Source organism: Streptomyces sp. NPDC056222 (assembly GCF_042264065.1).
GTDB lineage: Bacteria > Actinomycetota > Actinomycetes > Streptomycetales > Streptomycetaceae > Streptomyces.
On the sequence record NZ_JBHJTL010000018.1, the window covers coordinates 72,904 to 96,607 of the forward strand.

General features: G+C 71.1%; 19 protein-coding genes. 14 read left to right on the top strand and 5 right to left on the bottom strand.

What is annotated here, in order from left to right; all coding sequences use genetic code 11:
• Positions 1 to 88 precede the first annotated feature (88 nt).
• From ACFC0D_RS11920 to ACFC0D_RS11950, 7 genes are all read left to right on the top strand, one after another.
• Positions 89 to 814, top strand: a complete 726-nt coding sequence (locus tag ACFC0D_RS11920) for a hypothetical protein (RefSeq protein WP_376433753.1) — start codon at positions 89 to 91, stop codon at positions 812 to 814.
• A 27-nt stretch (positions 815 to 841) separates the two neighbouring features.
• Positions 842 to 1,204, top strand: a complete 363-nt coding sequence (locus ACFC0D_RS11925; protein ID WP_329120733.1) for a cytidine deaminase — start codon at positions 842 to 844, stop codon at positions 1,202 to 1,204.
• 199 nt (positions 1,205 to 1,403) lie between these two features.
• On the top strand, positions 1,404 to 1,877 hold the full coding sequence (locus ACFC0D_RS11930; protein WP_376433755.1) for a hypothetical protein: 474 nt from the start codon (positions 1,404 to 1,406) through the stop codon (positions 1,875 to 1,877).
• A gap of 193 nt (positions 1,878 to 2,070) precedes the next feature.
• On the top strand, positions 2,071 to 3,402 hold the full coding sequence (locus ACFC0D_RS11935) for a beta-xylosidase (RefSeq protein ID WP_376433757.1): 1,332 nt from the start codon (positions 2,071 to 2,073) through the stop codon (positions 3,400 to 3,402).
• A gap of 72 nt (positions 3,403 to 3,474) precedes the next feature.
• A complete protein-coding gene (locus tag ACFC0D_RS11940; RefSeq protein ID WP_376433759.1) occupies positions 3,475 to 4,422 on the top strand; it encodes a WxL protein peptidoglycan domain-containing protein in 948 nt (315 codons plus the stop codon).
• Positions 4,423 to 4,451: 29 nt separating this feature from the next.
• Positions 4,452 to 5,402: a GTPase Era gene (gene era, locus ACFC0D_RS11945; protein ID WP_376433761.1), complete on the top strand. Its 951-nt coding sequence runs from the start codon at positions 4,452 to 4,454 to the stop codon at positions 5,400 to 5,402.
• Positions 5,403 to 5,631: 229 nt separating this feature from the next.
• Entirely contained in the window at positions 5,632 to 6,735 is a 1,104-nt protein-coding gene (locus ACFC0D_RS11950; protein ID WP_376433763.1) for an endonuclease/exonuclease/phosphatase family protein, read from the top strand.
• 79 nt (positions 6,736 to 6,814) lie between these two features.
• On the opposite strand, the gene ACFC0D_RS11955 is transcribed toward ACFC0D_RS11950, so the two are convergent.
• Positions 6,815 to 7,078 (bottom strand): protealysin inhibitor emfourin, encoded by a 264-nt coding sequence (locus ACFC0D_RS11955; protein ID WP_376433765.1) that lies wholly within the window; start codon positions 7,076 to 7,078, stop codon positions 6,815 to 6,817.
• 12 nt (positions 7,079 to 7,090) lie between these two features.
• Positions 7,091 to 8,158 carry a M4 family metallopeptidase gene (locus ACFC0D_RS11960; RefSeq protein WP_376433767.1) on the bottom strand — a complete coding sequence of 356 codons (1,068 nt, stop codon included), beginning with the start codon at positions 8,156 to 8,158 and terminating at the stop codon, positions 7,091 to 7,093.
• A gap of 330 nt (positions 8,159 to 8,488) precedes the next feature.
• Here ACFC0D_RS11960 and leuA point away from each other — a divergent pair, with 330 nt between their 5' ends.
• Positions 8,489 to 10,246 (top strand): 2-isopropylmalate synthase, encoded by a 1,758-nt coding sequence (leuA, locus tag ACFC0D_RS11965; RefSeq protein ID WP_376433769.1) that lies wholly within the window; start codon positions 8,489 to 8,491, stop codon positions 10,244 to 10,246.
• Between the two features lie 222 nt (positions 10,247 to 10,468).
• Positions 10,469 to 11,161, top strand: a complete 693-nt coding sequence (locus tag ACFC0D_RS11970) for a TerB family tellurite resistance protein (protein WP_329120750.1) — start codon at positions 10,469 to 10,471, stop codon at positions 11,159 to 11,161.
• Positions 11,162 to 11,207: 46 nt separating this feature from the next.
• Here the strand turns inward: ACFC0D_RS11970 and ACFC0D_RS11975 are convergent, their stop codons facing one another.
• Entirely contained in the window at positions 11,208 to 12,590 is a 1,383-nt protein-coding gene (locus ACFC0D_RS11975) for an FAD-binding oxidoreductase (RefSeq protein WP_376433772.1), read from the bottom strand.
• Positions 12,591 to 12,723: 133 nt separating this feature from the next.
• Positions 12,724 to 14,457 (bottom strand): LuxR C-terminal-related transcriptional regulator, encoded by a 1,734-nt coding sequence (locus ACFC0D_RS11980; RefSeq protein WP_376433774.1) that lies wholly within the window; start codon positions 14,455 to 14,457, stop codon positions 12,724 to 12,726.
• A gap of 249 nt (positions 14,458 to 14,706) precedes the next feature.
• Between ACFC0D_RS11980 and ACFC0D_RS11985 the strand changes: the two genes are divergently transcribed.
• The 3 genes from ACFC0D_RS11985 to ACFC0D_RS11995 all read left to right on the top strand — a co-directional run bounded on the left by ACFC0D_RS11985 (position 14,707) and on the right by ACFC0D_RS11995 (position 18,711).
• A complete protein-coding gene (locus ACFC0D_RS11985) occupies positions 14,707 to 16,803 on the top strand; it encodes an MMPL family transporter (protein ID WP_376433776.1) in 2,097 nt (698 codons plus the stop codon).
• A gap of 64 nt (positions 16,804 to 16,867) precedes the next feature.
• The gene (locus ACFC0D_RS11990; RefSeq protein WP_376433778.1) at positions 16,868 to 18,058 is read left to right on the top strand and encodes a sensor histidine kinase; all 1,191 of its coding nucleotides are present in this window, start codon (positions 16,868 to 16,870) and stop codon (positions 18,056 to 18,058) included.
• Positions 18,055 to 18,711: a response regulator gene (locus ACFC0D_RS11995; protein ID WP_376433780.1), complete on the top strand. Its 657-nt coding sequence runs from the start codon at positions 18,055 to 18,057 to the stop codon at positions 18,709 to 18,711. The genes ACFC0D_RS11990 and ACFC0D_RS11995 overlap by 4 nt, the downstream gene beginning before the upstream one ends.
• Before the next feature lie 128 nt (positions 18,712 to 18,839).
• On the opposite strand, the gene ACFC0D_RS12000 is transcribed toward ACFC0D_RS11995, so the two are convergent.
• Positions 18,840 to 20,213 carry an FAD-dependent oxidoreductase gene (locus ACFC0D_RS12000; RefSeq protein WP_376433782.1) on the bottom strand — a complete coding sequence of 458 codons (1,374 nt, stop codon included), beginning with the start codon at positions 20,211 to 20,213 and terminating at the stop codon, positions 18,840 to 18,842.
• 989 nt (positions 20,214 to 21,202) lie between these two features.
• Between ACFC0D_RS12000 and ACFC0D_RS12005 the strand changes: the two genes are divergently transcribed.
• Entirely contained in the window at positions 21,203 to 22,546 is a 1,344-nt protein-coding gene (locus tag ACFC0D_RS12005) for a cytochrome ubiquinol oxidase subunit I (RefSeq protein WP_376433784.1), read from the top strand.
• Between the two features lie 12 nt (positions 22,547 to 22,558).
• A complete protein-coding gene (locus ACFC0D_RS12010; RefSeq protein ID WP_376433786.1) occupies positions 22,559 to 23,536 on the top strand; it encodes a cytochrome d ubiquinol oxidase subunit II in 978 nt (325 codons plus the stop codon).
• Positions 23,537 to 23,704 lie beyond the last annotated feature (168 nt).

Sequence of the window (23,704 nt, forward strand, 5' to 3'; positions counted from 1 at the left end):
TCCCTATATCCTCCACGCAATCCGATCATCGCGATGCGGTGGTACGGGACATTCCGCTCACCCTCGTACCCTCAAGGGGCACTTCCTCATGCGCACTCGCATACGTCACGGCCTGGCCGCGGCCCTCACCGTCTCCGCGCTCTCCCTCACCGCCGCGTGCGGCGGCGGCGAGGCCAAGGACGACGCGAAGAAGGACGCCGACAAGCCGGCGGCCACCACGTCCGCGGCGCCCACCTCCGAGGCGCCGGCCACGCCGCTTACGGCCGCTCAGATGAAGGCCGCCGTCCTCGAGGTGAAGGACCTGCCGAAGGGCTGGAAGACCACCAAGCACGAGGAGAGCTCGACGGTCTACAAGGTCGACAAGCCCGCGTGCGAGCCGCTCGCCCCGATGCTGGGCGGCGACATCGCCGGTGCCACCAAGGGTGCGACCGGCGACTTCGCCGTGGGCAACAACGACTCCGAGATCACCCAGGAGGTCGTGACCTTCGACGGCACCGGCGCCGCGGACTACATCAAGAAGCTCGGCAGCGCGCTGGACGCCTGCCCCGACTTCACGACCGTGGCCGACGGCAACAAGATGAAGATCTCGGTGAAGAAGATCACCGCCCCGCAGGGTGCCGACGAGGCGCTCGCCTTCCAGCTGTCGCTGGAGGTCGCGCCCGGCATGAAGATCGAGCCGAACCTCATCGTCGTCCGCCAGGGCACCGGTGTGATGCGTTTCCTGCACCTCGCCGACGCCGCCACCGCCAAGAAGGACTTCGACACCTTCGCCAAGCTCGCCACCGACAAGTTCGTCAAGGGCGCGCAGAGCTGAGTCCGTGCCCCGACCTATGCTCGGGGCATGACACTCAACCCCGACCACGGCGATCTCGGCGCCGAGGACCTCAAGATCATCACGCTGGCGCGCAGCGCCCGCGCCCGCAACGGTGTGCCCGAGGGCGCGGCGGTACGGGACGAGACCGGCCGCACGTACGTGGCAGGGACCGTGGCCCTGGAGTCGCTCAAGCTGAGCGCGCTCCGGACCGCGGTCGCGATGGCCGTGGCCAGCGGAGCCCAGTCCCTGGAGGCCGCGGCCGTCGTCTCGACCGCCGACGCCGCCTCCGACGAGGACCGCGCGGCGGTGCGCGACCTCGGTGGCCCCGAGACCCCGGTGCTGCTCGCCGGCCCCGATGGGCAGCTGCGTGCGGCGGTCACGGCGGGCTGAGGTCCGACGGGAGATTTCGAGGGGGTCCGGCGATGCGCCGGGCCCCCTTTGCGCATTTGTGAAGAATCAACGAACCTTCTCTTGTCTTCCCCGATCCGTTGCGCGTCAATGACAGCGGTCCGCCCGACGGACCGTCAGATCTATGCCTTCACGCAGCGTCCGCACCCCTGCGTGCTTCATCGGGAAGGGGTACGACCTCATGAGAGGCAGCAACTTAGGAATCGGTGCGGTCCTCGCGGGCGCGCTCGCCGTGACCGGACTCGCCTTCGCCCCGGCGGCCGCCGCCGTCGCTCCGGGGACCGCCACGGCCACGTACGACTGCGGGATCTGGGGCGGCGGTCTCGCCACCCTCCAGGCCACGCAGAGCGGCACGGCCGCGACGATCACCCTCACCTCGGCCGTCAAGACGCCCGTCGCCGTCGGCGCCGACACCATCAACGCCCGGCTGACGATGGCCAAGGGCGGTGGCGGCACTCGCGTGTTCAGTGGTCAGAAGAACCCCGCGCTCGCCGCGAACCAGTCCGTCACCATCGGTCCGCTCAGTGGGACCGTGGCCGTCGGCGACAGTCTCGACTCGTACTTCGCGGGCACCGCCCTCACCATGACGATCTTCGGGGTGACCGTGAACTGCGACGCGGTCACGTCGCAGTCGCCGGGGCCGTTCGTCTTCTGACGGGCCCCTGTTCCACCCTCACCGGCGTCGCCTCAAGCGGCGCCGGTACCTGTGTTGCGTACCCGCCTGACCAGGTAAAACATCGATCTTGACATTATCTGATGGGCCATCAGTCGGTGCATTTCGATTCCATTGACTTCTCCTCGCGCGCGGCCGTCAATGGCGCCCTCTCATCCCTCAGGAGGGGGCACACATGGCTCTGAGAACACCGACCCGAAGACGGCGTTGGACCGCCGCCCTCGGCGTCGCCGCACTCGCGGTCGCAAGCGGCGCGCTGGCCGCTCCGGCCGGCGCCCTGGCGGCCGCGTCCCAAGCGGTGGACTTCCCCACGCACTGCGTCCCGCCGCCGATCGCCGGCATCCCGCCCATCGACGGCACCACGACCGCCGAGATCACCGTGGACAAGCCCACGCCCAAGGTCGGCGACACGGTCACGGTCACCTACAAGGTCACCAAGCCGGCCGCGTCCAACCCGGTCGACCTGGCCCTTCCGGCCGACATCATGACCCCGAGCGGCAAGGTCGTCCTCGGTGGCGCCCAGTCCGGCGCGGTCACCGTCACCGGACCCAAGAAGAACGACCCCGTCCCCGGCAAGGGAGCGTTCCCGCCGTTCTCGATGACCGGCACCTTCACGGTCACCGCGCCCGGCTCGATCACCCTCTCGCCCGGCGACTACAACATCCACACCAGCTACATCATGGAGCTGGACACCCCCTGTACGGTCACCAACCCGCCCGCCCCCGTCTCCGAGACGATCACGGCGAGCGCGCAGCCGGGTGCCAACGAGCGCAACATCTCGCTCGGCACGCCCTCCGGCGCACCGGGCGTCCGGGTCACCGTGACCGGCGCCAAGTTCACCCCGCTCGCCGAGGTCACCGTCGTCGGCCGCTCCGGAGCGGCGGAGACCGCCGACCGGATGACCGTCACGACCGACAGCCAGGGCGGGTTCACCGCCCGACTGATGGTCAACGACAAGGCGACCACCGGGGTCGTGGCGTACGAGGGGGCGGCGTGGGACCCGGAGAAGGGCGCCGGACCGGCCGCGTACACCGTCATCGACGACACCCCGCAACCGCCCAACAGCCAGAAGCTCACGGCGGCCGTCACGGCGGGCGAACTGTCGATGACCCAGGCCGGTGACACGGTCCAGCTGTCGTCCGTCGACTTCGGTCAGGGCGGCGCGGCGACCGGCGATCTGAAGACGGTGACGGTCAAGGACTTCCGCGGCGGCCCCGCGGGCTGGTCCCTGACCGGCAAGGTCACCGACTTCACCGGACCCGGCGGCTCCATCGGCGCCGGAAAGCTCAGCTGGACCCCTGCCTGCACCACCAAGGCCGGCAGCCCCAGCACCTGCGTCCCCGGCTCCGCGGGCACGGTCGGGAGTGGCGGGGCGACCCTCGCCTCGACCCCGAACGGCACGGTCACCGGCGGTGAGTTCACCGTCGACGCCAAGGTCTCCCTCGACGTCCCGGCGTTCACCGCGCCCGGCTCGTACGCGGGCGTCCTGACGCTCACGCTCAGCTGATCCGCAGAAACGCTCACAGCGGGCCGGGCGCGCACCCGGTCGGCCCGCTCCGACCCCGGGGGGTTCCGCACCGTGCGCACCAAGCTGTACGTCCTCCTCGTCGCGGCGGCGCTCGTGCTGCTCGGCGCGCCCGCCGCTCCGGCCGCCGAGAACGGCGAGTGGGCGGTCTACCCGGCCGCCTCCCAGCTGGGCAGCCGGCCGTACTTCTATCTCGCGGCCGACCCCGGCACGACCCTGACCGACCGGGTCACCGTCACCAACAAGACGGGCGCGCCGCTCACCTTCCGCATCTACGGGGCCGACGCCTACAACACCGAGCGCGACGGCGGCTTCGCCGTCCGCACAAGCCAGGAGAAGCAGACCGGCGCCGGCGCCTGGATCACGCCCGAACGGACCCGTGTCACGGTCCCGCCCCGCTCCTCCGTCACCGTGCCCTACACCCTCGCCGTCCCCGAGGACGCCGAGCCCGGTGACCACCCCGGCGCCGTCGTGGCTCTCGACGAGCGCGTGGAGACCGGCGGCAAGGGCTCCGTCGCGGTCGGCGTGCAGCGCGCCGTCGGGGCGAGGGTCTACCTCCGGGTCAACGGCCCCACCGTCCCGGCCCTCGCCGTCGAGGACGTCACCCTCGACCAGGACCGGCCGCTCGTCCCCGGTGCGGGCGCGAGCACCGCCCTCATCTCCTACACCCTGCACAACCGCGGCAACGTGACCCTCAACCCCAAGGTGGCCCTGCGCGCCGAGGGCGTCTTCGGTCGCACCCTGCTCGCCCGGGATCTGGCGAAGATCCCCTCCGAGCTGCTGCCTCGCCAGAAGATCCGGCTCACCGAGCGCTGGACGGGATCGCCGCAGTTCGACTGGGGCGAGGTGACTCTCACGGCCACCGCGAAGGACGTACGGGAGTCCGGGCGCGCGTCCTTCCTCGCGCTGCCCTGGCTCGCCGCCGCGGCCGTCCTCGCAGGGGGAGCGGCGGCGCTGATCGTGCTGCGGGTCCGGCGTCGCAGGGCCCCCGGCGGGCACTGAGTACGTGACGACGTCCCGCATCGGGGAGAATGGCCCCCATGAGCGCTCGTAATCAAGAATCCGAAGCCGTCCACCGGGCCGGCTTCGCCTGCTTCGTCGGCCGCCCCAACGCGGGCAAGTCCACCCTCACGAACGCTCTGGTCGGCCAGAAGGTGGCGATCACCTCCAACCGGCCGCAGACCACCCGGCACACCGTCCGCGGCATCGTGCACCGCCCCGAAGCGCAGCTGATCCTGGTGGACACGCCAGGCCTTCACAAGCCGCGCACCCTCCTGGGCGAGCGCCTCAACGACGTCGTGCGGACGACGTGGGCCGAGGTCGACGTGATCGGCTTCTGCCTGCCCGCCGACCAGAAGCTCGGCCCCGGCGACCGCTTCATCGCCAAGGAGCTCGCGGGGATCAAGAAGACCCCGAAGGTCGCGATCGTCACCAAGACCGACCTGGTCGACTCCAAGACGCTCGCCGAGCAGCTCATCGCCATCGACCAGCTCGGCAAGGAGCTGGGCTTCGAGTGGCAGCAGATCGTCCCCGTCTCCGCGGTGGGCGACAAGCAGGTCCAGCTGGTCGCCGACCTGCTGATCCCGCTCCTGCCGGAGTCCCCGCCGCTCTACCCGGAGGGTGACCTCACGGACGAGCCGGAGCAGGTGATGGTCGCGGAGCTGATCCGCGAGGCCGCGCTGGAAGGCGTACGGGACGAGCTGCCGCACTCGATCGCCGTCGTGGTCGAGGAGATGATCCCGCGCGAGGACCGTCCGGCGGACAAGCCGCTGCTCGACATCCACGCGAACGTCTACATCGAGCGCCCCAGCCAGAAGGGGATCATCATCGGCCCGAAGGGCAGCCGCCTGAAGGAGGTCGGGATGAAGTCCCGCAAGCACATCGAGGCGCTGCTGGGGACGCCGGTCTTCCTGGACCTCCACGTCAAGGTCGCGAAGGACTGGCAGCGGGACCCGAAGCAGCTCCGCAAGCTCGGCTTCTAGCGGCAGCGCCGCTGCCGGCAACGCCGTTCCTCGGGAACGGCGTTGACTTCCGGCACCCCGCAGGCGGTCGCATGTTGTTGTTTGTTGTTTCCTCTTGTGCGGCTACGCGATCAATGCGCAGACTTTCCCCCACATTCACCCGTCGTTCGGAGTGGGCGTCCAGGCTTCGTGCCGTCCGTGTCACGGCGGTGCGCGGGCGCGTTCGTTCGTTGATTCGTGGAGGTCGTGCATGGTCAGGCGTCGTGAACTGCTCGGGATGGTCGGCGCAACGGTCGGGGCGGGAGTGCTGGGGGCGGGGACCGCGCATGCCGCGTCCCAGGGCGGCGAGCATCGCCACCGGCCCTCGCACCGCACGCTCAGGGTCCTGCAGTTCAACATCTGGCTCGGTGGCAGCAGGGTCGAGGGCGGCCGCGCGGGCATAGCCGACACCATCGCCGCGGTCGAGCCGGACGTGGTCATGCTCAGCGAGTCGAATCCGGAGCGCGTGGCCAACCTGCTCTCCGACCTCGCCGACCGCGGCCTGACCTTCCACGACAACCGGAACCCCACCGATCCCGCGGTGATATCGCGCTACCCGATCGTCGAGCACAAGTCCTTCCGCTCCTGGTCGAAGGCGGTCGTCGACGTCGACGGAACCGAGGTCGCCGCCTACTCCGGGCATCTGGAGTACCGCTACTACGTCAACTACCTCCCGCGCGGCTACGGCGGCGGCACGCCGGCACCCCTGGAGACCTCGGAGTACGGCTGGGACGAGATCCCGACCGGCCCGATCACCGACGTCGACCTGATCACGCGACTCAACGAGGCCTCCGGCCGTACCGCCGTGACACGGACGATGCTGGAGGACGCCGAGCAGGAGCGCCGCCGCGGGCGCCTCGTCATGCTGGCCGGCGACTTCAACGAGCCGTCGCACCGGGACTGGACCCGCCGGACGCGCAACCTGTTCGATCACAACGGAACGGTCGTCGAGTGGTCGACGACCAAGGCGATCGAGGACGCCGGCTTCCGGGACAGCTATCGCGAGATCCACCCCGACCCGGTGCGCACGCCGGGCTTCACCTGGCCCAGCGACAACCCCGGTGCCGAGACCGGCGAGCTGACGTGGGCACCGAAGGCGGACGAACGGGACCGCATCGACTTCGTCTTCTACCACCCGGACCGGCGTCTGCGCCTGCTCGACAGCGTGATCGTCGGACCGTCGACCACCATCGTGCGCAACGAGCGGATCGAGGAGCGCGGGCGGGACCCGTTCTGGGAGCCGACCTGGACGTGGCCGACCGACCACAAGGCGGTGCTCAGCACCTTCCGGGTGGCCACCGGCCGCCGGAGCTGATCCAACGGGCGCCGGCGCGCGGGCGGGAACGTACGGCGTTCCCGCCCGCGATGCCGAGGCGACACGGGCAGGACGCCCCCTAGGCCCCTTCCTTCAGGACCTTCGCGATCAGGGCGCGCTGCGACTCCGTCAGGCGGGGGTCGCCGCAGCGGATCGTCTCGCCGTCGACCGTGATCTCGTACGAGAAGCCGTCCGGCACGCCCCGGACGTCGCCGTCGCCCTCCCGGAGGACGGCGACGGCCAGCGTGTGCCAGTCCCCGGCGTCCGGCCGGCCGGAGGTGTCCACCTCGGCCGACCGCTCGATGCCGGCGAAACCGCCGGTGCGCCGCACTCGAATACGCATGCCGCAGGTCTATCAGTCCGTCGGTACGCCGACGGCCGCCCACGCCTTCAGCACGGCCTGGATCTCCGCCCCGTCCCCGTACCGCGCCTTCGCCGCCGCCACCGTGGCCGCCGCGAACTCGGAGAACCGGGTCTCGGGCGTGAGCACCCCACCCGTCATCACGTCGTACCAGACCTGGCCGGCCCGCTCCCACGCCTTGCCGCCCAGCTCGGTCGCCGCCAGGTAGAACGCGTGGTTCGGAATGCCCGAGTTGATGTGCACCCCGCCGTTGTCCCGGCTCGTGCGGACGTAGTCGTCCATGTGACCCGGCTGCGGGTCCTTGCCGAGTACGTCGTCGTCGTACGCCGTGCCCGGCGCCTTCATCGAGCGCAGCGCCGTCCCCTCCACGTTCGGGTGGAAGAGGCCCTCGCCGATCAGCCAGTCGGCTTCCTGCGCGCTCTGGCCCAGCGTGTACTGCTTCACCAGGGAGCCGAAGACGTCCGAGACCGACTCGTTGAGCGCGCCCGACTGGCTGAAGTACTCCAGGTTCGCCGTGTACTGCGTGAAGCCGTGGGCGAGCTCGTGGCCGATCACGTCCACGGGAAGGGTGAAGTCGAGGAAGATCTCGTCGTCGCCGTCGCCGAACACCATCTGCTCGCCGTTCCAGAACGCGTTGCCGTAGTTCCGGTCGTAGTGGACGGTCGCCAGGAGCGGCAGCCCCGCGCCGTCGATCGAGTCCCGCTCGAAGGCCTTGAGGAAGAGGTCGAAGGTGGCGCCGAGGCCGGCGTACGCGCGGTTGACCGTGGCGTCCCCGGTGGCCTCCTGGCCCTCGCCGCGGACCTCGACACCCGGCAGCTCCGTGCCGCCCCGGGCGTCGTACACCGTGCGCCGCGGGCGGGCCGGCTCCGTGGGCGCCACGGCCGTGGCCGCGCCGGGCAGCGCGTGGACACGGCTGGTCCGGTTCATGGCGTCGGCGACCAGCGTGCGCCGGGCGACTTCCGCCACGGCCGGGTTCGTGGAGGTGGCGAGGTGCTCCAGAAGGTGGGGCGGCACGATCGTGCAGAAGACCGGGTGGGTGGGTACGTACGCGTGGGAGGTCATGCCAGCAATGTGGCACTGGGTCACGCCACTGTCACTAGAGGCGACCATGATCCGCGAAATGGAGTGATTCGTCACCCTTTCGTATTGACGCACCAGTCGTCCCGCATACTGAAACGGACGTCCGCCCTCGGCGGACCTGAGCTAGGCTGCGGCACATCATGCGTTTCGGGCTGCTTCTCCTTAGCTGCCGCGGCGAGGGCCTGTAGTCGTAGGCCGACCCCCTCCCCGCGGGACCTGGTGTTGCGTTCGACCAGTCGGCCTCCCCCAAGCTCTCGACTTCGCTCGAGCAGGGGGACCCCCACTCCCGCTGGACCCGAGGAGCCCTACGCAATGTCTCAGCCCGTTGGCCGTCCGACGCCCATCACCAACGCCACCCAGATGCAGAAGCCGTCCGGGATGCCGATCCACAAGTACGGCCGGTACGAGGCCGTGCAGATCCCCGATCGCACCTGGCCCGAGCAACGCATCACCAAGGCTCCCCGCTGGCTGTCGACCGACCTGCGCGACGGCAACCAGGCCCTGATCGACCCGATGAGCCCCGCCCGCAAGCGCGAGATGTTCGACCTGCTGGTGCGCATGGGCTACAAGGAGATCGAGGTCGGCTTCCCGTCCTCCGGTGACACCGACTTCAACTTCGTGCGCTCCATCATCGAAGAGGGCGCGATTCCGGACGACGTCACCATCTCCGTACTGACCCAGGCCCGCGAGGACCTGATCGAGCGGACCGTGGAGTCCCTGGTCGGCGCCAAGCGCGCCACCGTCCACCTGTACAACGCCACCGCGCCCACCTTCCGCCGGGTCGTCTTCCGCGGCTCGAAGGAGGACATCAAGCAGATCGCCGTCGACGGCACGCGGCTGGTCATGGAGTACGCGGACAAGCTGCTGGGCGACGACACGATCTTCGGCTACCAGTACAGCCCGGAGATCTTCACCGACACGGAGCTGGACTTCGCCCTGGAGGTCTGCGAGGCGGTCTGCGACGTCTGGCAGCCCGAGGAGGGTCGCGAGATCATCCTCAACCTGCCCGCCACCGTGGAGCGTTCGACGCCGTCCACGCACGCCGACCGGTTCGAGTGGATGTCCCGGAACCTGAGCCGCCGCGCGTACGTCTGCCTGTCCGTCCACCCGCACAACGACCGCGGTACTGCGGTGGCGGCGGCCGAGCTGGCCATCATGGCCGGCGCCGACCGTATCGAGGGCTGTCTGTTCGGCCAGGGCGAGCGCACCGGCAACGTCGACCTGGTGACGCTGGGCATGAACCTGTTCTCGCAGGGCGTCGACCCGCAGATCGACTTCTCGCAGATCGACGAGATCCGTCGCACCTCCGAGTACTGCAACCAGATGGAGGTCCACCCGCGCCACCCCTACGCGGGCGACCTGGTCTACACCGCCTTCTCCGGCTCCCACCAGGACGCCATCAAGAAGGGCTTCGACGCCATGGAGGCCGACGCGGCCGCCGCCGGCAAGACCGTGGACGACATCGAGTGGGCGGTGCCGTACCTGCCCATCGACCCGAAGGACGTCGGCCGCTCCTACGAGGCCGTGATCCGGGTCAACTCGCAGTCCGGCAAGGGCGGTATCGCGTACGTCCTGAAGAACGACCACAAGCTGGACCTGCCGCGCCGGATGCAGATCGAGTTCTCGAAGATCATCCAGCAGAAGACGGACACCGAGGGCGGCGAGGTCACCCCGGCCGCGATCTGGTCCGTCTTCCAGGACGAGTACCTGCCGAACCCGGACAACGCCTGGGGCCGTATCCAGCTGCGTTCCGGCCAGACCACCTCCGACACGGACGGCACGGACACCCTGACCGTCGAGGCGGTCGTGGACGGCGTCGACACCGTCCTGAGCGGCTCCGGAAACGGTCCGATCTCGGCCTTCTTCGCCGCCCTGCAGGCGATCGGCGTGGACGCCCGCCTGCTGGACTACCAGGAGCACACGATGAGCGAGGGCGCCTCCGCGCAGGCCGCCTCGTACATCGAGTGCGCGATCGACGGCAAGGTCCTGTGGGGTATCGGCATCGACGCCAACACCACTCGCGCCTCGCTGAAGGCCGTCATCTCGGCGGTCAACCGCGCCGCGCGCTGACCGGCCGCGTTCGTCCCCGTCACCCTTTCAGGTCGACTTGAGGGGTGGTGCCGGAAGGGGGCTCGTCCGTTCGGGCGAGCCCCCTTCCGCCGCTCCTGGTGGGTGTCGCGTCTCGGCCATGTCCGTGGCGTTCTGTGGACGAGGTGCTGACGCCGCATCACGGATGTGGTTAACATCACGCCCACGTCGGCAATGTTGCCGGTTCGTTAAGGGAGGTGCGGGATGCGGTCTGCCCGGGAGTCACGTAGTCGAAAAGTGGGCATCTGCGGCATTCGCACTTCTTGGAACACCGTAGGGGATGGCGAGTTCTTCTGCGAGGAGTGCGGCGGCGACCGTAACTACCGCCGCCGGACCGGCCGTCGGCGCTTCGCCGTCCTAGGTGTCCCGGTGCTGCCCCGCGGCCATGCGGGACCGGTCGTCGAATGCGCCGCCTGCCACACCCACTTCGGCACCGACGTCCTCGACCACCCGACGACGAGCCGTTTCTCCGCGATGCTGCGGGACGCCGTCCACACCGTCGCCCTCGCCGTCCTCGCGGCCGGCGGGACCTCCTCGCGTACGGCCGTGGACACCGCGGTCGGGGCGGTCCGCGCCGCCGGATTCGACGAGTGCACCGCCATCCAGCTCACCGACCTCGTCGAGGCACTGGCGGCCGACACCGGCCGCTTCCTGCCCGACGAGGGCAGCGGGGGCGCGGCCCTGGCCATCGAGCTCCATGAAGCCCTGGAGCCGCTCGCCCCGCACCTCGCCGCATCCGGCCGCGAGTCGATCCTGCTCCAGGGAGCAAGGATCGCCCTCGCGGACGGGGCGTACAGCCCGGCGGAGCGGGACGTGCTCAACACGGTCGGCAACGCGCTGGCGCTCTGCGCCGACGACACCGCCCGGTTGCTTGCCACCGCGAGGACGCTGCTGTAAGGGCTCGCAGGGCCTCGTACAGCGCCCCTCGCGCCCCTCGCGGCGCTCACGGCGCGATGTTGTGGTTCAGGCGGAACAGATTGTCGGGGTCGTAGCGGCGCTTCACCGCCCGCAGGCGGTCGTAGTTCTGCCGGTAATTGGCGCGCACCCGATCCTGGTCGTCCGTGTCCATGAAGTTGATGTAGCCGGCCTCCTCCGTGTGCGGGCGCAGGTCGCGGTCGTACTCCCGCGTCCAGGCGATGTTCGCCTCGTTGTCGGCGGGGTCCGTGTGCGACGTGCCGAACGCGGCCGAGAAGGAGGCGTCGCGGTAGGCGAACGCGGTGTCCTCCGGGCCGACGCGGTGGCACGCGCCGTCGATCGGGAAGATGGCCGTGTCGCTCTCCATCGAGGGAAGCGTCGTTCCGTAGCGCATGTGGACGTCGATGGCGCCGTCGCTGAGATCGCGGCTGAAGTTCCCCTTCCAGTAGTGGTACAGCCCCGGCGGCAGCTCCTCGTCGAAGAGCGTGTTGACCACCGGGTACGGCATCCGCTCCACGAACCTGCCAAGGACAGGGCCCAGCTCGGCGAGGAGGCCGAGCACCTTCTCGTCCTCGCTCGTGGGGCCGCTGAAGCAGGTCACCAGGCCGCAGATCGGACGGCCGTGCCAGCGCTCCGGCAGGAACGGCATGTCCGGGCCCAGCATCATGACGAAGATCGTGTTGAGCTCCTCGGGCGCGTCGGTGATCATGTCGCGCCAGCGCCGGGCCACCTCCGCGTCGAGCGGGAAGCAGACCACACCCCCCAGGACGTCGGAGACCGGGTGCAGGCGGTGGACGAGCGAGGTGACCACGCCGAAGTTGCCTCCGCCGCCGCGCAGCGCCCAGAACAGGTCGGGATGGCGCTCGGCGTCGCAGGTGACGAGGGTGCCCTCGGCGGTGACGACATCGGCCTGCACGAGGTTGTCGCAGCTCAGACCGTAGCGCCGGGCCAGGTTGCCCATCCCGCCGCCGAGGGTGAGACCGGCGATGCCGGTGGTGGAGACGACCCCGCCGGTCGTGGCCAGGCCGAAGGCGTGCGTGGCGTGGTCGAAGTCGCCCCAGGTGCAGCCGCCCTCGGCGCGGGCGGTACGCGTCACGGGGTCCACGCGTACCGAACGCATCCGGGACAGGTCGACGACGAGACCGTCGTCGACGGTGCCGTACCCGGCGACGGCGTGGCTGCCGCCGCGCACCGCGAGCGGCAGCCCGTTGTCGCGGGCGAACAGGACGCCGGCGATCACGTCGCCGGTGTCCACGGCGCGGACCACGACGGCCGGGTGGCGGTCGTGGATGGCGTTGTAGACACGGCGGGCCTCGTCGTACGACGGGTCGCCGGGGACGACGACATCGCCGCGGACGGCGCCGCGCAGGATGTCCAGGGAAGCCTCTGTGCTGAGTGTCGTGGTGTTCATGAACCCGTTCTAGGCCGCGGGCGCACGCACGGGCATCGCCCGAACCACCCACATCGGGGCGTCGGCCCGGCATGGGTCGAACGGCCTATGCCAGGCGGTGGGAGAGCGCCCGCGCCAGGCGGTGGGGGACCGCCTATGCCAGGCGGTGGGAGTACGCGTAGGCCGTGGCGGCGGTACGGGAGGTCACGCCCAGCTTGGCGAAGATGTTGTTCAGGTGGCGGGCCACCGTGTGCTCGCTGATCACCAGGGCCTGCGCGATGTCCCGGTTGGTGCCGCCCTCAGCGACCAGCCGCAGCACCTCCGCCTCCCGGCCCGTCAGACCGCCGGGCAGCGGGCGGTGCCGCCCCGACAGCAGGGCAGCGGCGCGCCGCGCGTCGGGCACGGCTCCGAGCCGTTCGAACGCCGCCCGGGCGGCCGTCAGCTCCAGCCGGGCCGCCTCCTCGTCTCCCGCGGCCCGGTCTGCGGCCGCGAGCAGCATCCGTACCTGCCCGGCCTCGTACGGGACGCGCAGCTCCAGCCAGCCGGCCAGCGCCCGGCGCAGCGGACGCAGCGCCGGCTCGTTCCGGGCCAGCGCGAGAGCGCCGCGGGCGGTGTCGGCCATGGCACCGAGGAGCGGCGCCTCGGCGGCGAGCGCCTCCAGTTCCCCTACGGCCTCCGCGGCGCTGTCCGGGTCCCCGACGGCCAGTGCGACCTCCGTCTGCGCCGCGAGCAGCCGGGCGCGGCCGAGGAGGTCGTGACTCGGGTCGCTCTGACAGGCCAGGGCCAGTTTCAGGCCCGTCACGGCGGCATCGGCCTTGCCCTGGGCGAGCCGCAGCAGAGCGAGACCCGGCTGCGGGATCCGGCCGAGCTCATGGGCGTGCCCGTACGCGGCGGCTGCGGCGTCGAGCCGCCCCTGCCGGCGCCGGATCTCCCCGGCCTCGTAGTACGCCCCGGCGGCGACGTCGAGAGAGTCCACCGCGACCTCGGAACACACCCGCTCGGCCTCGGCCTCGGCGAGCGTCCAGGCACCGAGCAGATCGAGCACCTCGACGTGGTGGATTCGGCACAGTCCGCGGAACGGGTTGTCGGGGGCCGTCCGGGGGCCGGTGGCCGGCTCGGGCGCGGCGGGCTCGACGGCGCCCGCGCCCGGGCCCGCCGGGCGGACGTGCTGGGACCAGGGGACCTCGCACCAGTCCATCGCCGCGTCCGTCCACTCCACGGCGCGGCCGAAGTCCGCCGCCTCCATGCACTGCGTCAGCGCCAGACAGAAGAGGAAGCCCGTGAACATGCCGCTCAGCTCGCCCGCCGTGACCGAACACATCGCGTCGTCGAGGAGGGCCAGACCCTCCGCCCGCCGGCCGTTCGCCAGGAGAACCGCCGCGTGGGCCTGGCGGCTCAGGGCGATCAGGTCCGGGCTGCCGGAGTCGCGGGCGAGGAGTTCCATGCGCCGAGCCGCGGCGAGCGCCGCGGCCGGGTCGCGGTGCTCCTGGGCCTCCTCCGCGTCCGTCCAGGCGAGGAAGCACTGCTCGGGACAGTCCGGTACGTCCTCCAGATGGTGCCGGGACCGGTGCAGCCAGCCCGCGGCGGTGGCCGGCCGGCCCAGGGAGCGGTACTCGAAGTGCAGCCACCACGCCACCTGCCCCGCCCCGCGGTGGTCGCCCGCGGCCACGTACCCCGCATGGGCCCGCAGCCGCGCCGCGACCGACTCGTCCACGTGCCCCGCCCACCAGGCGGCGTCCGCGAGGAGGTCCAGGTCGTCGGGGCCCAGCGCGACGGAGGGGTGCCGGTCGGCCTCGCGCAGCAGGACGTACGCCTCGGCCCACGACTCCCGGGCCGCCGCGTCCCGCGCCCGCTCGACGACCGGGGCCTCTTCGACGGGGACGGCCATCGCCGCTCACTTCCCTTCCCGGCCCTGCCGGTCCTTCCAGGGTATGAGCGCGTGGCGCGTACGGCATATGAGCGCGTGGCGCGTACGGCCTCCCGTACTCCCGCGGGAGTAACCGGGCCGCCGTACCGCCCCCGGCAGTAGCTCCCAACTCGGCCTTCGGCGCGACGAATCCGCGTTCGGGCGGCGGGAATCTGGGATCGACCCGAACGACCGACCCAGATGACCGCACCGACCGGAGGGAGCCCCGCCATGGAGGGCCGTAAGAGGACCATCGGCTGGGGGGTGCTGGCCCTGTGGGTGATCCTGATCGCCCTCGCCGCACCCCTCGCCGGAAAGCTCGGCGACGTACAGCGCGACCGCGCCGTCGACTACCTGCCCGCGAGCGCCGACTCGACCCAGGTCGCGAAGATCACCGAGCAGATGCCCGGCGGAGACTCCACCGACCTCGTCCTCGTCTACCACCGTGACGGCGGACTGACCCCCGCCGACAAGGCCACCGCCGCCCGGGAAGTGGCGCAGGTCGCCACCGAGCACCCGCTCACCTCGCCCCCGCAGCCCGTCCCCTCCGAGGACGGCACCACCCTTTTGTACGCCGTGTCCAGTACCGAGCCCGGTACGGACGAAACGGCCAGGGACGCCTTCGTCCTCGACATCCGCGAGACGGTCAGCGGCGAGGTCGGCGGACCCGGCGCCCTCGCCACCGACGCGAGCGAGGTCTACAACTCCCTCGACGGCCCGCTGCTCTACACGACCGTCGCCGTCGTCGCCGTCCTCCTGATCGTGATCTACCGCAGCCCCTTCCTCTGGCTCGTCCCCCTGGTCGTCGCCGGCGTCGCCGACTACCTCTCCATGGCCGTCACCTACCTCCTCCACCAGGGCTTCGACATCAGCGTCTCCGGTCAGAGCACCGGCGTCATGACGATCCTGGTCTTCGGCGCGGGCACCGACTACGCCCTCCTCCTCGTCTCCCGCTACCGCGAGGAACTCCGTCGCACCCCGCGCCCGTACGACGCCATGGTCACCGCCCTGCGCGGCTGCGGCCCCGCCGTCCTCGCCTCCTCCGGCACCGTCGCCCTCGGGATGCTCTGCCTGCTGGCCGCGGACATGAACAGCAGCCGGGGCATGGGCCCCACGGCAGCCGTCGGAGTGCTGTGCGCCCTCGTCGCGATGATGACGCTGCTCCCCGCTCTGCTCGTGGTCCTCGGCCGGCGGGTGTTCTGGCCGCTGATCCCGGCGTACGGGAGCGAGCCGAAGGCCGCACGCCGTTCCCTCTTCGCGGCCATGGGCTCCTCGGCGGGCCGCCGTCCGCTCGCCGTCCTCGTCACGGGCGGCGCCGCCCTGGCCGCGCTCGCGCTGGGTGCGCTGAACCTGCCAGGGGCCCTCAAGCAGGAGGACTCCTTCACCTCCACCCCGGAGGCCGTCGCCGCGATGAAGACGCTCGCCGTCGCGTACCCGGAGATGGGAACCCAGCCCATCACCGTCGTCGCCCCGACCGCCTCGGCCCCAGGGGCGCTCCGGACCGCCCTCGCGACCGACGGCGTCGCGAAGGCCGAAAGCGGCCGCAGCGGCAACGGCTGGACGGAGATCTCCGTCGTCGCCTCCGACCCGCCGCAGTCGGCGGCGGAGACCGCGACCATCGAGGAGTTGCGGACCGCGCTCGGCGACGGTGTGTACGTCGGCGGGCCCAGCGCCGAGCAGCTCGACATGACCGACACCAACGCCGGCGACCGGAACATCGTCGTCCCGCTCGTCATCGTCGTCGTCCTGCTCATCCTGATCGTGCTGCTGCGCAGCCTTGTCGCACCGCTGATCCTGGTCGCCGCCGTCGTCGCCGTCTGGGGCGCTGCCCTCGGCATCGGCGGACTCGTCTTCGAGACCCTCTTCGGCTTCGAGGGGACCGACCCGGGCCTGGCGCTGCTCTCCTTCGTCTTCCTCGTCGCCCTCGGCGTCGACTACGGCATCTTCCTGATGCACCGGATGCGCGAGGAGTGCCTGAACGGTACGGAGCCCGCCGCCGCGGCCCTGACGGCGCTGCGCACGACCGGCGGGGTGATCGCGTCGGCGGGGCTCGTCCTCGCCGCGACCTTCGCGGTCCTCGTCAACATGCCGATGGTGCAACTGGCCGAGCTGGGCTTCGTGATCGCGGTCGGCGTCCTGCTCGACACCTTCCTGGTCCGCACGTACCTCGTCACCAGCGCGAGCGTGCTGCTCGGCCGGAGGGTGTGGTGGCCGGGACCGCTGTCCAAGAAGCCCGCCTCGAAGGGTGGTTCGGCGACGGACGGTTCGTCGACGGGTGATTCGTCAACGGGCGGCTCAGGATCCGAGCGGCAGCCCGTACGGGTGTGATCAGGGACGGGTGGGGGGCTCCCCGGACTGTCAGGAGCCCCCGCCCGCAGGGAGGATGAACGTCATGGACTTCGCAGCGGCCTTCACCCGTGACCCGCAGGCGGCGCGGCACCCGGTGCGGCGCGACGCGGCGGCCGCCGCGGTCTTCGCGGTGATCGCGGCGGTGATCGCGGTCACCGTCGAGGACGGCCGCCGGCCGGACGCTCTCGGCTGGGCGCTGCTGCTCGCCACGTACGTCCCGCTGGCCTGGCGGCGCAAGGCGCCCCTGCCGGTGCTGCTGGCCGTGGCGGCCTGCGTCGCCCCGTACCACGGGCTGGACTACATGCATCTGGCGCCGCTGCCCGCCACGATGACCGCGCTGTACACGGTCGCGGTCACCGGCCCGCCGAAGCGCACGGTGATCGTGGGTCTCTCGGTCACGTCCCTCACGCTCACCATGCAGCGCTTCGTCAACCCGCACGAGATGGTGGAGGTGCTGAGGGTCTCCGGCTGGGTGATCGCCATGCTGGTCTTCGGCACGAGCATCCGGCTCTACCGGCAACTGGTGGCGGGAGTGGTCGAGCGGGCGGAGCGCGAGGCGGAGCGGAAGGTCGCCGAGGAGCGTTTGCGGATAGCCCGGGACCTGCACGACCTCCTCGCGCACTCGATCACCCTCATCGGCGTGCAGACGTCGGTCGCCGCGCATGTCCTGGTCGCCGACCCGGACCGGCTCGACCGGGAGGCGCTCGTCCGGGCGCTCGACGGGATAGCCGAGACGTGCCGGGAGGCCCGCTCCGAGGTGCGGACGACCCTGGACGTGCTGCGGGCGGCCCCGGAGGGCCCGCTGCCGGATCTCGCCTCGCTGCCCGATCTCGTACGGTCCTCGGGCGCGGACCTGACGATACGGACGGGCGAGGCGAAGGTCCCGGCGGCGGTGGGGGCGGCGGCGTACCGGATTGTGCAGGAGTCCCTGACCAATGCCGTACGGCACGGGGGTGCGGACGCCGAGGTGCGGGTCGATGTGGGCCTGGCGGACGAGGTGTTGACGGTGCGGGTTACCAACGGCGGGGCTGTGGCGGGGGGTTCGAGGGGCTTGGGTGCTCCGGGCGGTTCGGGCGGATCCCGGGGCCCGGGCGGTTCGGGGTACGGGATCGTCGGGATGCGTGAGCGGGCGAAGAGCGTGGGAGGCACACTGAGCGCGGGTCCACGCGCCGGCGGGGGCTTCGAGGTCGCGGCGGCGCTGCCGCTCGCGGCGAGGGAGGGGGTATCGGCGTGATCCGGGTGCTGCTGGCGGACGACCAGACTCTCGTCCGGGCATCGTTCGCGATGCTCGTCGACTCGGCGCCCGACATGGAGGTCGTGGGCCAGGCGGCCAACGGCAAGGAGGCGGTGGAGCTGGCCCGTTCGGCGCGGGCGGACCTGGTGGTGATGGACGTCAGGATGCCCGAGCTCGACGGGATCGGTGCGACCCGGCTGATCGCCGCCGACGAGGACCTGGCCGGGGTGAAGGTGCTGGTCCTGACAACGTACGACACGGACGAGCACATCGTGGAGGCGCTGAGGGCGGGGGCCTCGGGCTTCGTGGTCAAGGACATCCGCCCCGCCGAGCTCCTGGCGGCGATCCGCACGGTCGCGGCGGGGGAGTCCCTGCTGTCCCCGGGCCCGACGGCCCGGTTGATAGCCAGGGTCCTCGCGACCCCGGACGCGCCGGTGACGGGCGGGCCGGAGGGGCTGTCGGACCGTGAACGCCAGGTGCTGGCGCTGGTGGCCCGGGGCATGAACAACACGGAGATCGCGGAGACGCTGGGGCTCTCGCCCCTCACCGCGAAGACCCATGTCAGCAGGATCATGGGCAAGCTCGGGGCGCGGGACCGGGCCCAGCTGGTCATCGCCGCGTACGAGTCGGGCCTGGTCGCGCCGGGGCGCTGAGACGAGGCGGGCGCCGAGACGAGCGGGCTCCCGGACGGGCCCGGTTGCCGAAACGGCCTGGTTGCCGAAACGGGCCGGGCCCCTACCGGCACATGACCGGTGGGGGCCCGGGAGGAACAGGACCGGGGTCAGCCCAGGTCGACGCCGCTCGCGCGGAGCATGTCCTCGCGCTCGACGATCTTCACGCGCTCGCGGCCCTGCGGCTCGCCCAGCGCCTTCTCGGCGGCGTCGAGGGCGTACCAGCCCTCCCACGTCGTGTACGTGATGCCCTTGCCCTCCAGGAAGGACACGACCGCGTCCGTCTCGGGGGTCTCGGGGGTGAGCAGCCGGCCGTTGGCGAAGTCGTCGAGCAGGTTCGCGACCGTCTCGTTGGCGTCGCCCTTGGTGTGGCCGATGAGGCCGACCGGGCCGCGGCGGATCCAGCCGGTGACGTACGTGGAGGCGAGGTGCTCGCCGCCCTCCTCGATCACGCGACCGCCCTGGTCCGGGACGGTGCCGGAGGCGGTGTCCCAGGGGAGCTTGGGCAGCTCGTCGGAGAGGTAGCCGACGGCGCGGTAGACGGCCTGGACGTCCCAGTCCGTGGTCCGGCCGGTGCCCTTCACATTGCCGGTGCCGTCCAGCTCGGTGCGCTCGGTACGCAGGCCGACGACCGAGCCGTCCTCGCCGAGGATCTCGACCGGGGACTCGAAGAAGTGGAGGAAGAGCTTGTGCGGGCGGTCGCCGATGTCGCGTATCGCCCAGTTCTCCAGGGTCTTCGCGACCATGTCGGTCTGCTTGTTCTTGCGCCGCTCGGCGATCGAGCCCTCGTCGTAGTCGATGTCCTCGGGGTTGACGATGACCTCGATGTTGGGGGAGTGGTCCAGCTCGCGCAGCTCCATCGGGCTGAACTTCGCCTGGGCCGGGCCACGGCGGCCGAAGACGTGGATCTCCACGGCCTTGTTGGCCTTGAGACCGTCGTAGACGTTCGCCGGGATCTCGGTCGGCAGCAGCTCGTCCGCCGTCTTGGCGAGGATGCGGGCGATGTCGAGGGCCACGTTGCCCACGCCGAGGACGGCGACCTTCTCGGCCTTCAGCTCCCAGGTGCGCGGGACGTCCGGGTGGCCGTCGTACCAGGAGGCGAAGTCGGCGGCGCCGAACGAGCCGTCGAGCTCGACGCCGGGGATCTTCAGCTCACGGTCGGCCATGGCGCCGGTGGAGAAGACCACGGCGTCGTAGAAGGCGCGCAGGTCGTCGAGGTGCAGGTCGGTGCCGTAGTCGACATTGCCGAAGAGGCGGACCTGCGGCTTGTCGAGAACCTGGTGGAGCGCGGTGATGATGCCCTTGATGCGCGGGTGGTCAGGGGCGACGCCGTAGCGGATGAGACCGAAGGGAGCCGGCATCCGCTCGAAGATGTCGATCGACACGCCCGGCTCGGCGGCGGCCTCGGACTTCAGCAGCGCGTCAGCGGCATAGATCCCGGCGGGGCCGGCGCCGACGATCGCGACCCGGAGAGGGCGGGGCATGTCAGGTTCCCTTCGCAAGCGACGTGGCGACGATATCCGTCGCCACTTAGGTCACCCTAAATAACGCCTTGCGCGGAGCGGTACCCGCCCCCCGTCTATGGCCCCATAAGCTGAACTTATGACTTCCCAAAGGGAGGGCTGGGGATGGGTCGCCCCGTGAGGGTACGGGCCCGGAAGCGCAGGGGCCCCAAGGTGGTCGCGGAGCGCCGGGCGATGGCCTTGGTGAGGGGGTGGCCGGGTTCACCAAGCAGCGGCCTCGCCCACGATCTCGACCGGTTCGACCTCGGTGGCGCACCGCTCCCGGCCGGATGGTGAACGGCTGCCCGTTCGAGGTGCTGCGCGAGCGTCGTCGCGGCAATTCTTCATGGTGAAATAAATCCCGGTTCGTGAGAAACGCATACGCCATTGCCGGAGGCGGCTCACCGGCCCGCCGATCCGAGGCTCATCAATTCGATTGCCGGGTGTTCGTGAATGCCGCGGCGCGGGGAATGGCTCCGACCGGCGACCTTGCCTGATGCCGGGGTCGAGCGTGCCGTCGGTTCGACCCTTGCGGCCTGCTTGTCCGGTCGAGCCCGGGGCGGGCCGCCGCCACTACCGTCACCGCCGTGAGCTGGGGGTTTCCGAGTGGGCCGCGATCCGGGACGCACGGGCGCGCGCCGGTCGCCGTGCGGGCTTCTCCGGTGGCCGAGGTGATGCAGGTGAATTATGCGGAAGCAACTGGCCTATTTACATGTCGAGTTGAGATGTCTACGGATACGGTGTGCTCATGGAATGTCAGTTACAGCACCGCGCCGCCGAGGCGTCGAGGTCTTCCCGAGTCGATACACGCTTATCCGTCGACCCGCCCTGGGCGAGCGTCCGGGCAAGCCCAGGTGAATGGGGAGTCGGGGAGCAACCACCCGGTCGCGGCGGGCGTACGGTGCGAATGACCGGCGCCGGGTCGGCCCCCACGGTTCGACACCCCGCCCACCTCAGCGAGGACCGCTACCGTGAACGCAGCTGAACTCGCCCGCCTCCAGTTCGCGATCACTGCCGGGCTGCACTTCCTCTTCGTAGCCCTGACCCTGGGTCTCGTCACCGTCGTCGCCGTGACGCAGACCCGCGCCACCTGGGGCCGCGACCCCGAGGCGCGGGCAACGGGCATGCGTCGGGTGCGCTTCTGGGGCGGCCTGTACGTCATCAACTACGCGCTCGGCATCATCAGCGGCATCGTGCAGGAGTTCCAGTTCGGGCTGAACTGGTCCGGCCTCTCCCACACGATGGGCAACATCATCGGCGCCCCGATGGCCATCGAGACCATCGTCGCGTTCTTCCTGGAGTCCACCTTCCTCGGCATGTGGGCCTTCGGCTTTCAGCGCCTGCCCGCCCGCGCCCATCTGGTGCTGATCTGGCTGGTCGCGCTCACCGCGTACGCCTCCACGTTCTGGATCATGGTGGTCAACGGCTTCATGCAGAAGCCCGTCGGCCACGAGACGAGCGACGGCGTCACCCGCGTCACCGACTGGGGAGCGATCCTCACCAACGAGGCGACCTGGTACGCGATCGGCCACATCGTCGGTGCCGTCGCACTGCTCGCCGGGCTGTTCATCGCCGCCGTCAGCGCCTTCCACCTGCGCCGTGACCAGGAGGTCGAGTTCTTCCGGCCCACTCTGGCGCAGGGCGGCATCCTCGCGGGCGTCGGCGCGCTCGTCACCGTCGTGTCGGGCATCGTCCATCTGGAGGCGTTGGTGGGCTACCAGCCCGCCAAGCACGCCGTGGTGACCGGGGAGGGTCCCTCCCTGGAAGAGGTGAGTGCCGCCGAGGTGGAAAAGTACGGCCCCGGCGACTGGATGCCGCCGGACTGGGTGGCCACCTCCTCCCTGGTCATGATCGCCATTGGATTGGTCCTGCTGCTCATCGCGTGGATCCCGGCGACCGCCGCCCGAAGGACGGACGTGCCACCGTCCCGCAAACGGGTCCGGATGTGGCTCGCCGTGGCACTGCTCCCCTTCGGGTTCATCGCCCTGATCTGCGGATGGCTCACGCGCGAGGTCGGCCGCCTGCCGTGGGTGGTGACCGGCGAACTCACCGTGGAGGAGGCCGTCTCGGACGTCTCCTTCGGCGCCATGCTGGCCACGTTCGTCGCCCTGACGACCGTTCTCGCGCTCCTCGCCTTCGTCGACTGGGCACTGATCTCCCACTACGCCCGGCTGGGCCCCGCCCACGCGTTCATCGGCGGGCCCGATCCGTTCCCCGGGCCGAGATCGCCGATGGACCCCGCCGACCCCGAGGGCCGGAAGGGTGCGGAGGCCGGCCGCGGCTCCGACGGTGCCGATGCTCACTTCACCTACTGACGGGACGCCGCTGTGGATGTCTTCTGGTACGCCCTGACGGGTTTGCTCCTCGCCGGATACCTGGCTCTGGGGAGCATCGACTTCGGCATGGGCATGCTCTTCTCATTCGCCCGGACGGAGCGGGACCGCGAGCGGGCGCGCGGTGCCGTCGTCCCCCTCTTCCTCGCCAACGAGGTGTGGCTGGTCGCCGTGGTCGGCCTGCTGCTCGGCGCCCTGCCGCTGCTGGAGGGCGAGTTGCTGACCGTCCTGCGGATTCCCGTGGTGATCGTGCTGTGCGCCTGGATGCTGCGCGACGCCGCCCTGTGGTTCCGCACGGCGCTTCCGTCCGGCGGCTGGCGACGCACGTGGGATGTCGTCCTGCCGGTTGCGAGCCTGGTGCTCGCGGTCGCGTGGGGGACGTTGCTGGCGGCCCTGATCCGGGGGCTGTCGACAGACGGCAACGGGCACGCGGTGGCCGCGTTCTCCGACCTGGCTCATCCCTTCTCACTCGCCTGCGCGGCCGTGGTCGTCGTGGCCAGCCTCCGCCAGGGCGTGCTCTTCGCCGCCCGTCGGCTGCCCGAGGACGATCCCGACCAGGTACGGCTGGCGCGGCTTGCCGGCCGGCTCCTCTGGCCCCTGGTGGGGCTGGTCCTCCTCGCCGCGGCGGTCGGGGTGTCGGGCGCCTCGGTGGCGGTGGCGCTGGTCGCCGTCGTCGCCGCGCTCGCCACGTACGCGTCCGAGCGCCTCCGTACGGCGGGCCGCCCCGGTGCGGCGCTGCTGCTGGGCAGCGCCCCGCTGGTCGCCCTGCCCGCCGCGGTCGGCGTGGTGAACGGTACGACGGTGCTGGCCACCCGATCCGGCGAGGGCGCGCTCACTCTGTCCGAGGCCGTCGCGGACTCCGCCTCCCTCGGGTTGCTGGCGGTGCTGGTCCTGCCGGCGCTGGCGGCTGTCGCGTACGGCCAGGTGTGGATGTGGCGTGTGTTCGCCCGCCAGGGCGCCCGCGCCCGCTGATGCGGTACGCGCGGATGCCGTAGGGGATCGTGCCCTACGGCCGGAGGGCGGGCCCACCGCGGAGGCGGGCCCGCCCCCCCGCCCGCCCCACCGGGGGGGTCGTATAAAACAAAACCACCCCACCAGACCGCGCGTGGTGGGGGATTGGGGGAGCTGGGTGGGCAGGTG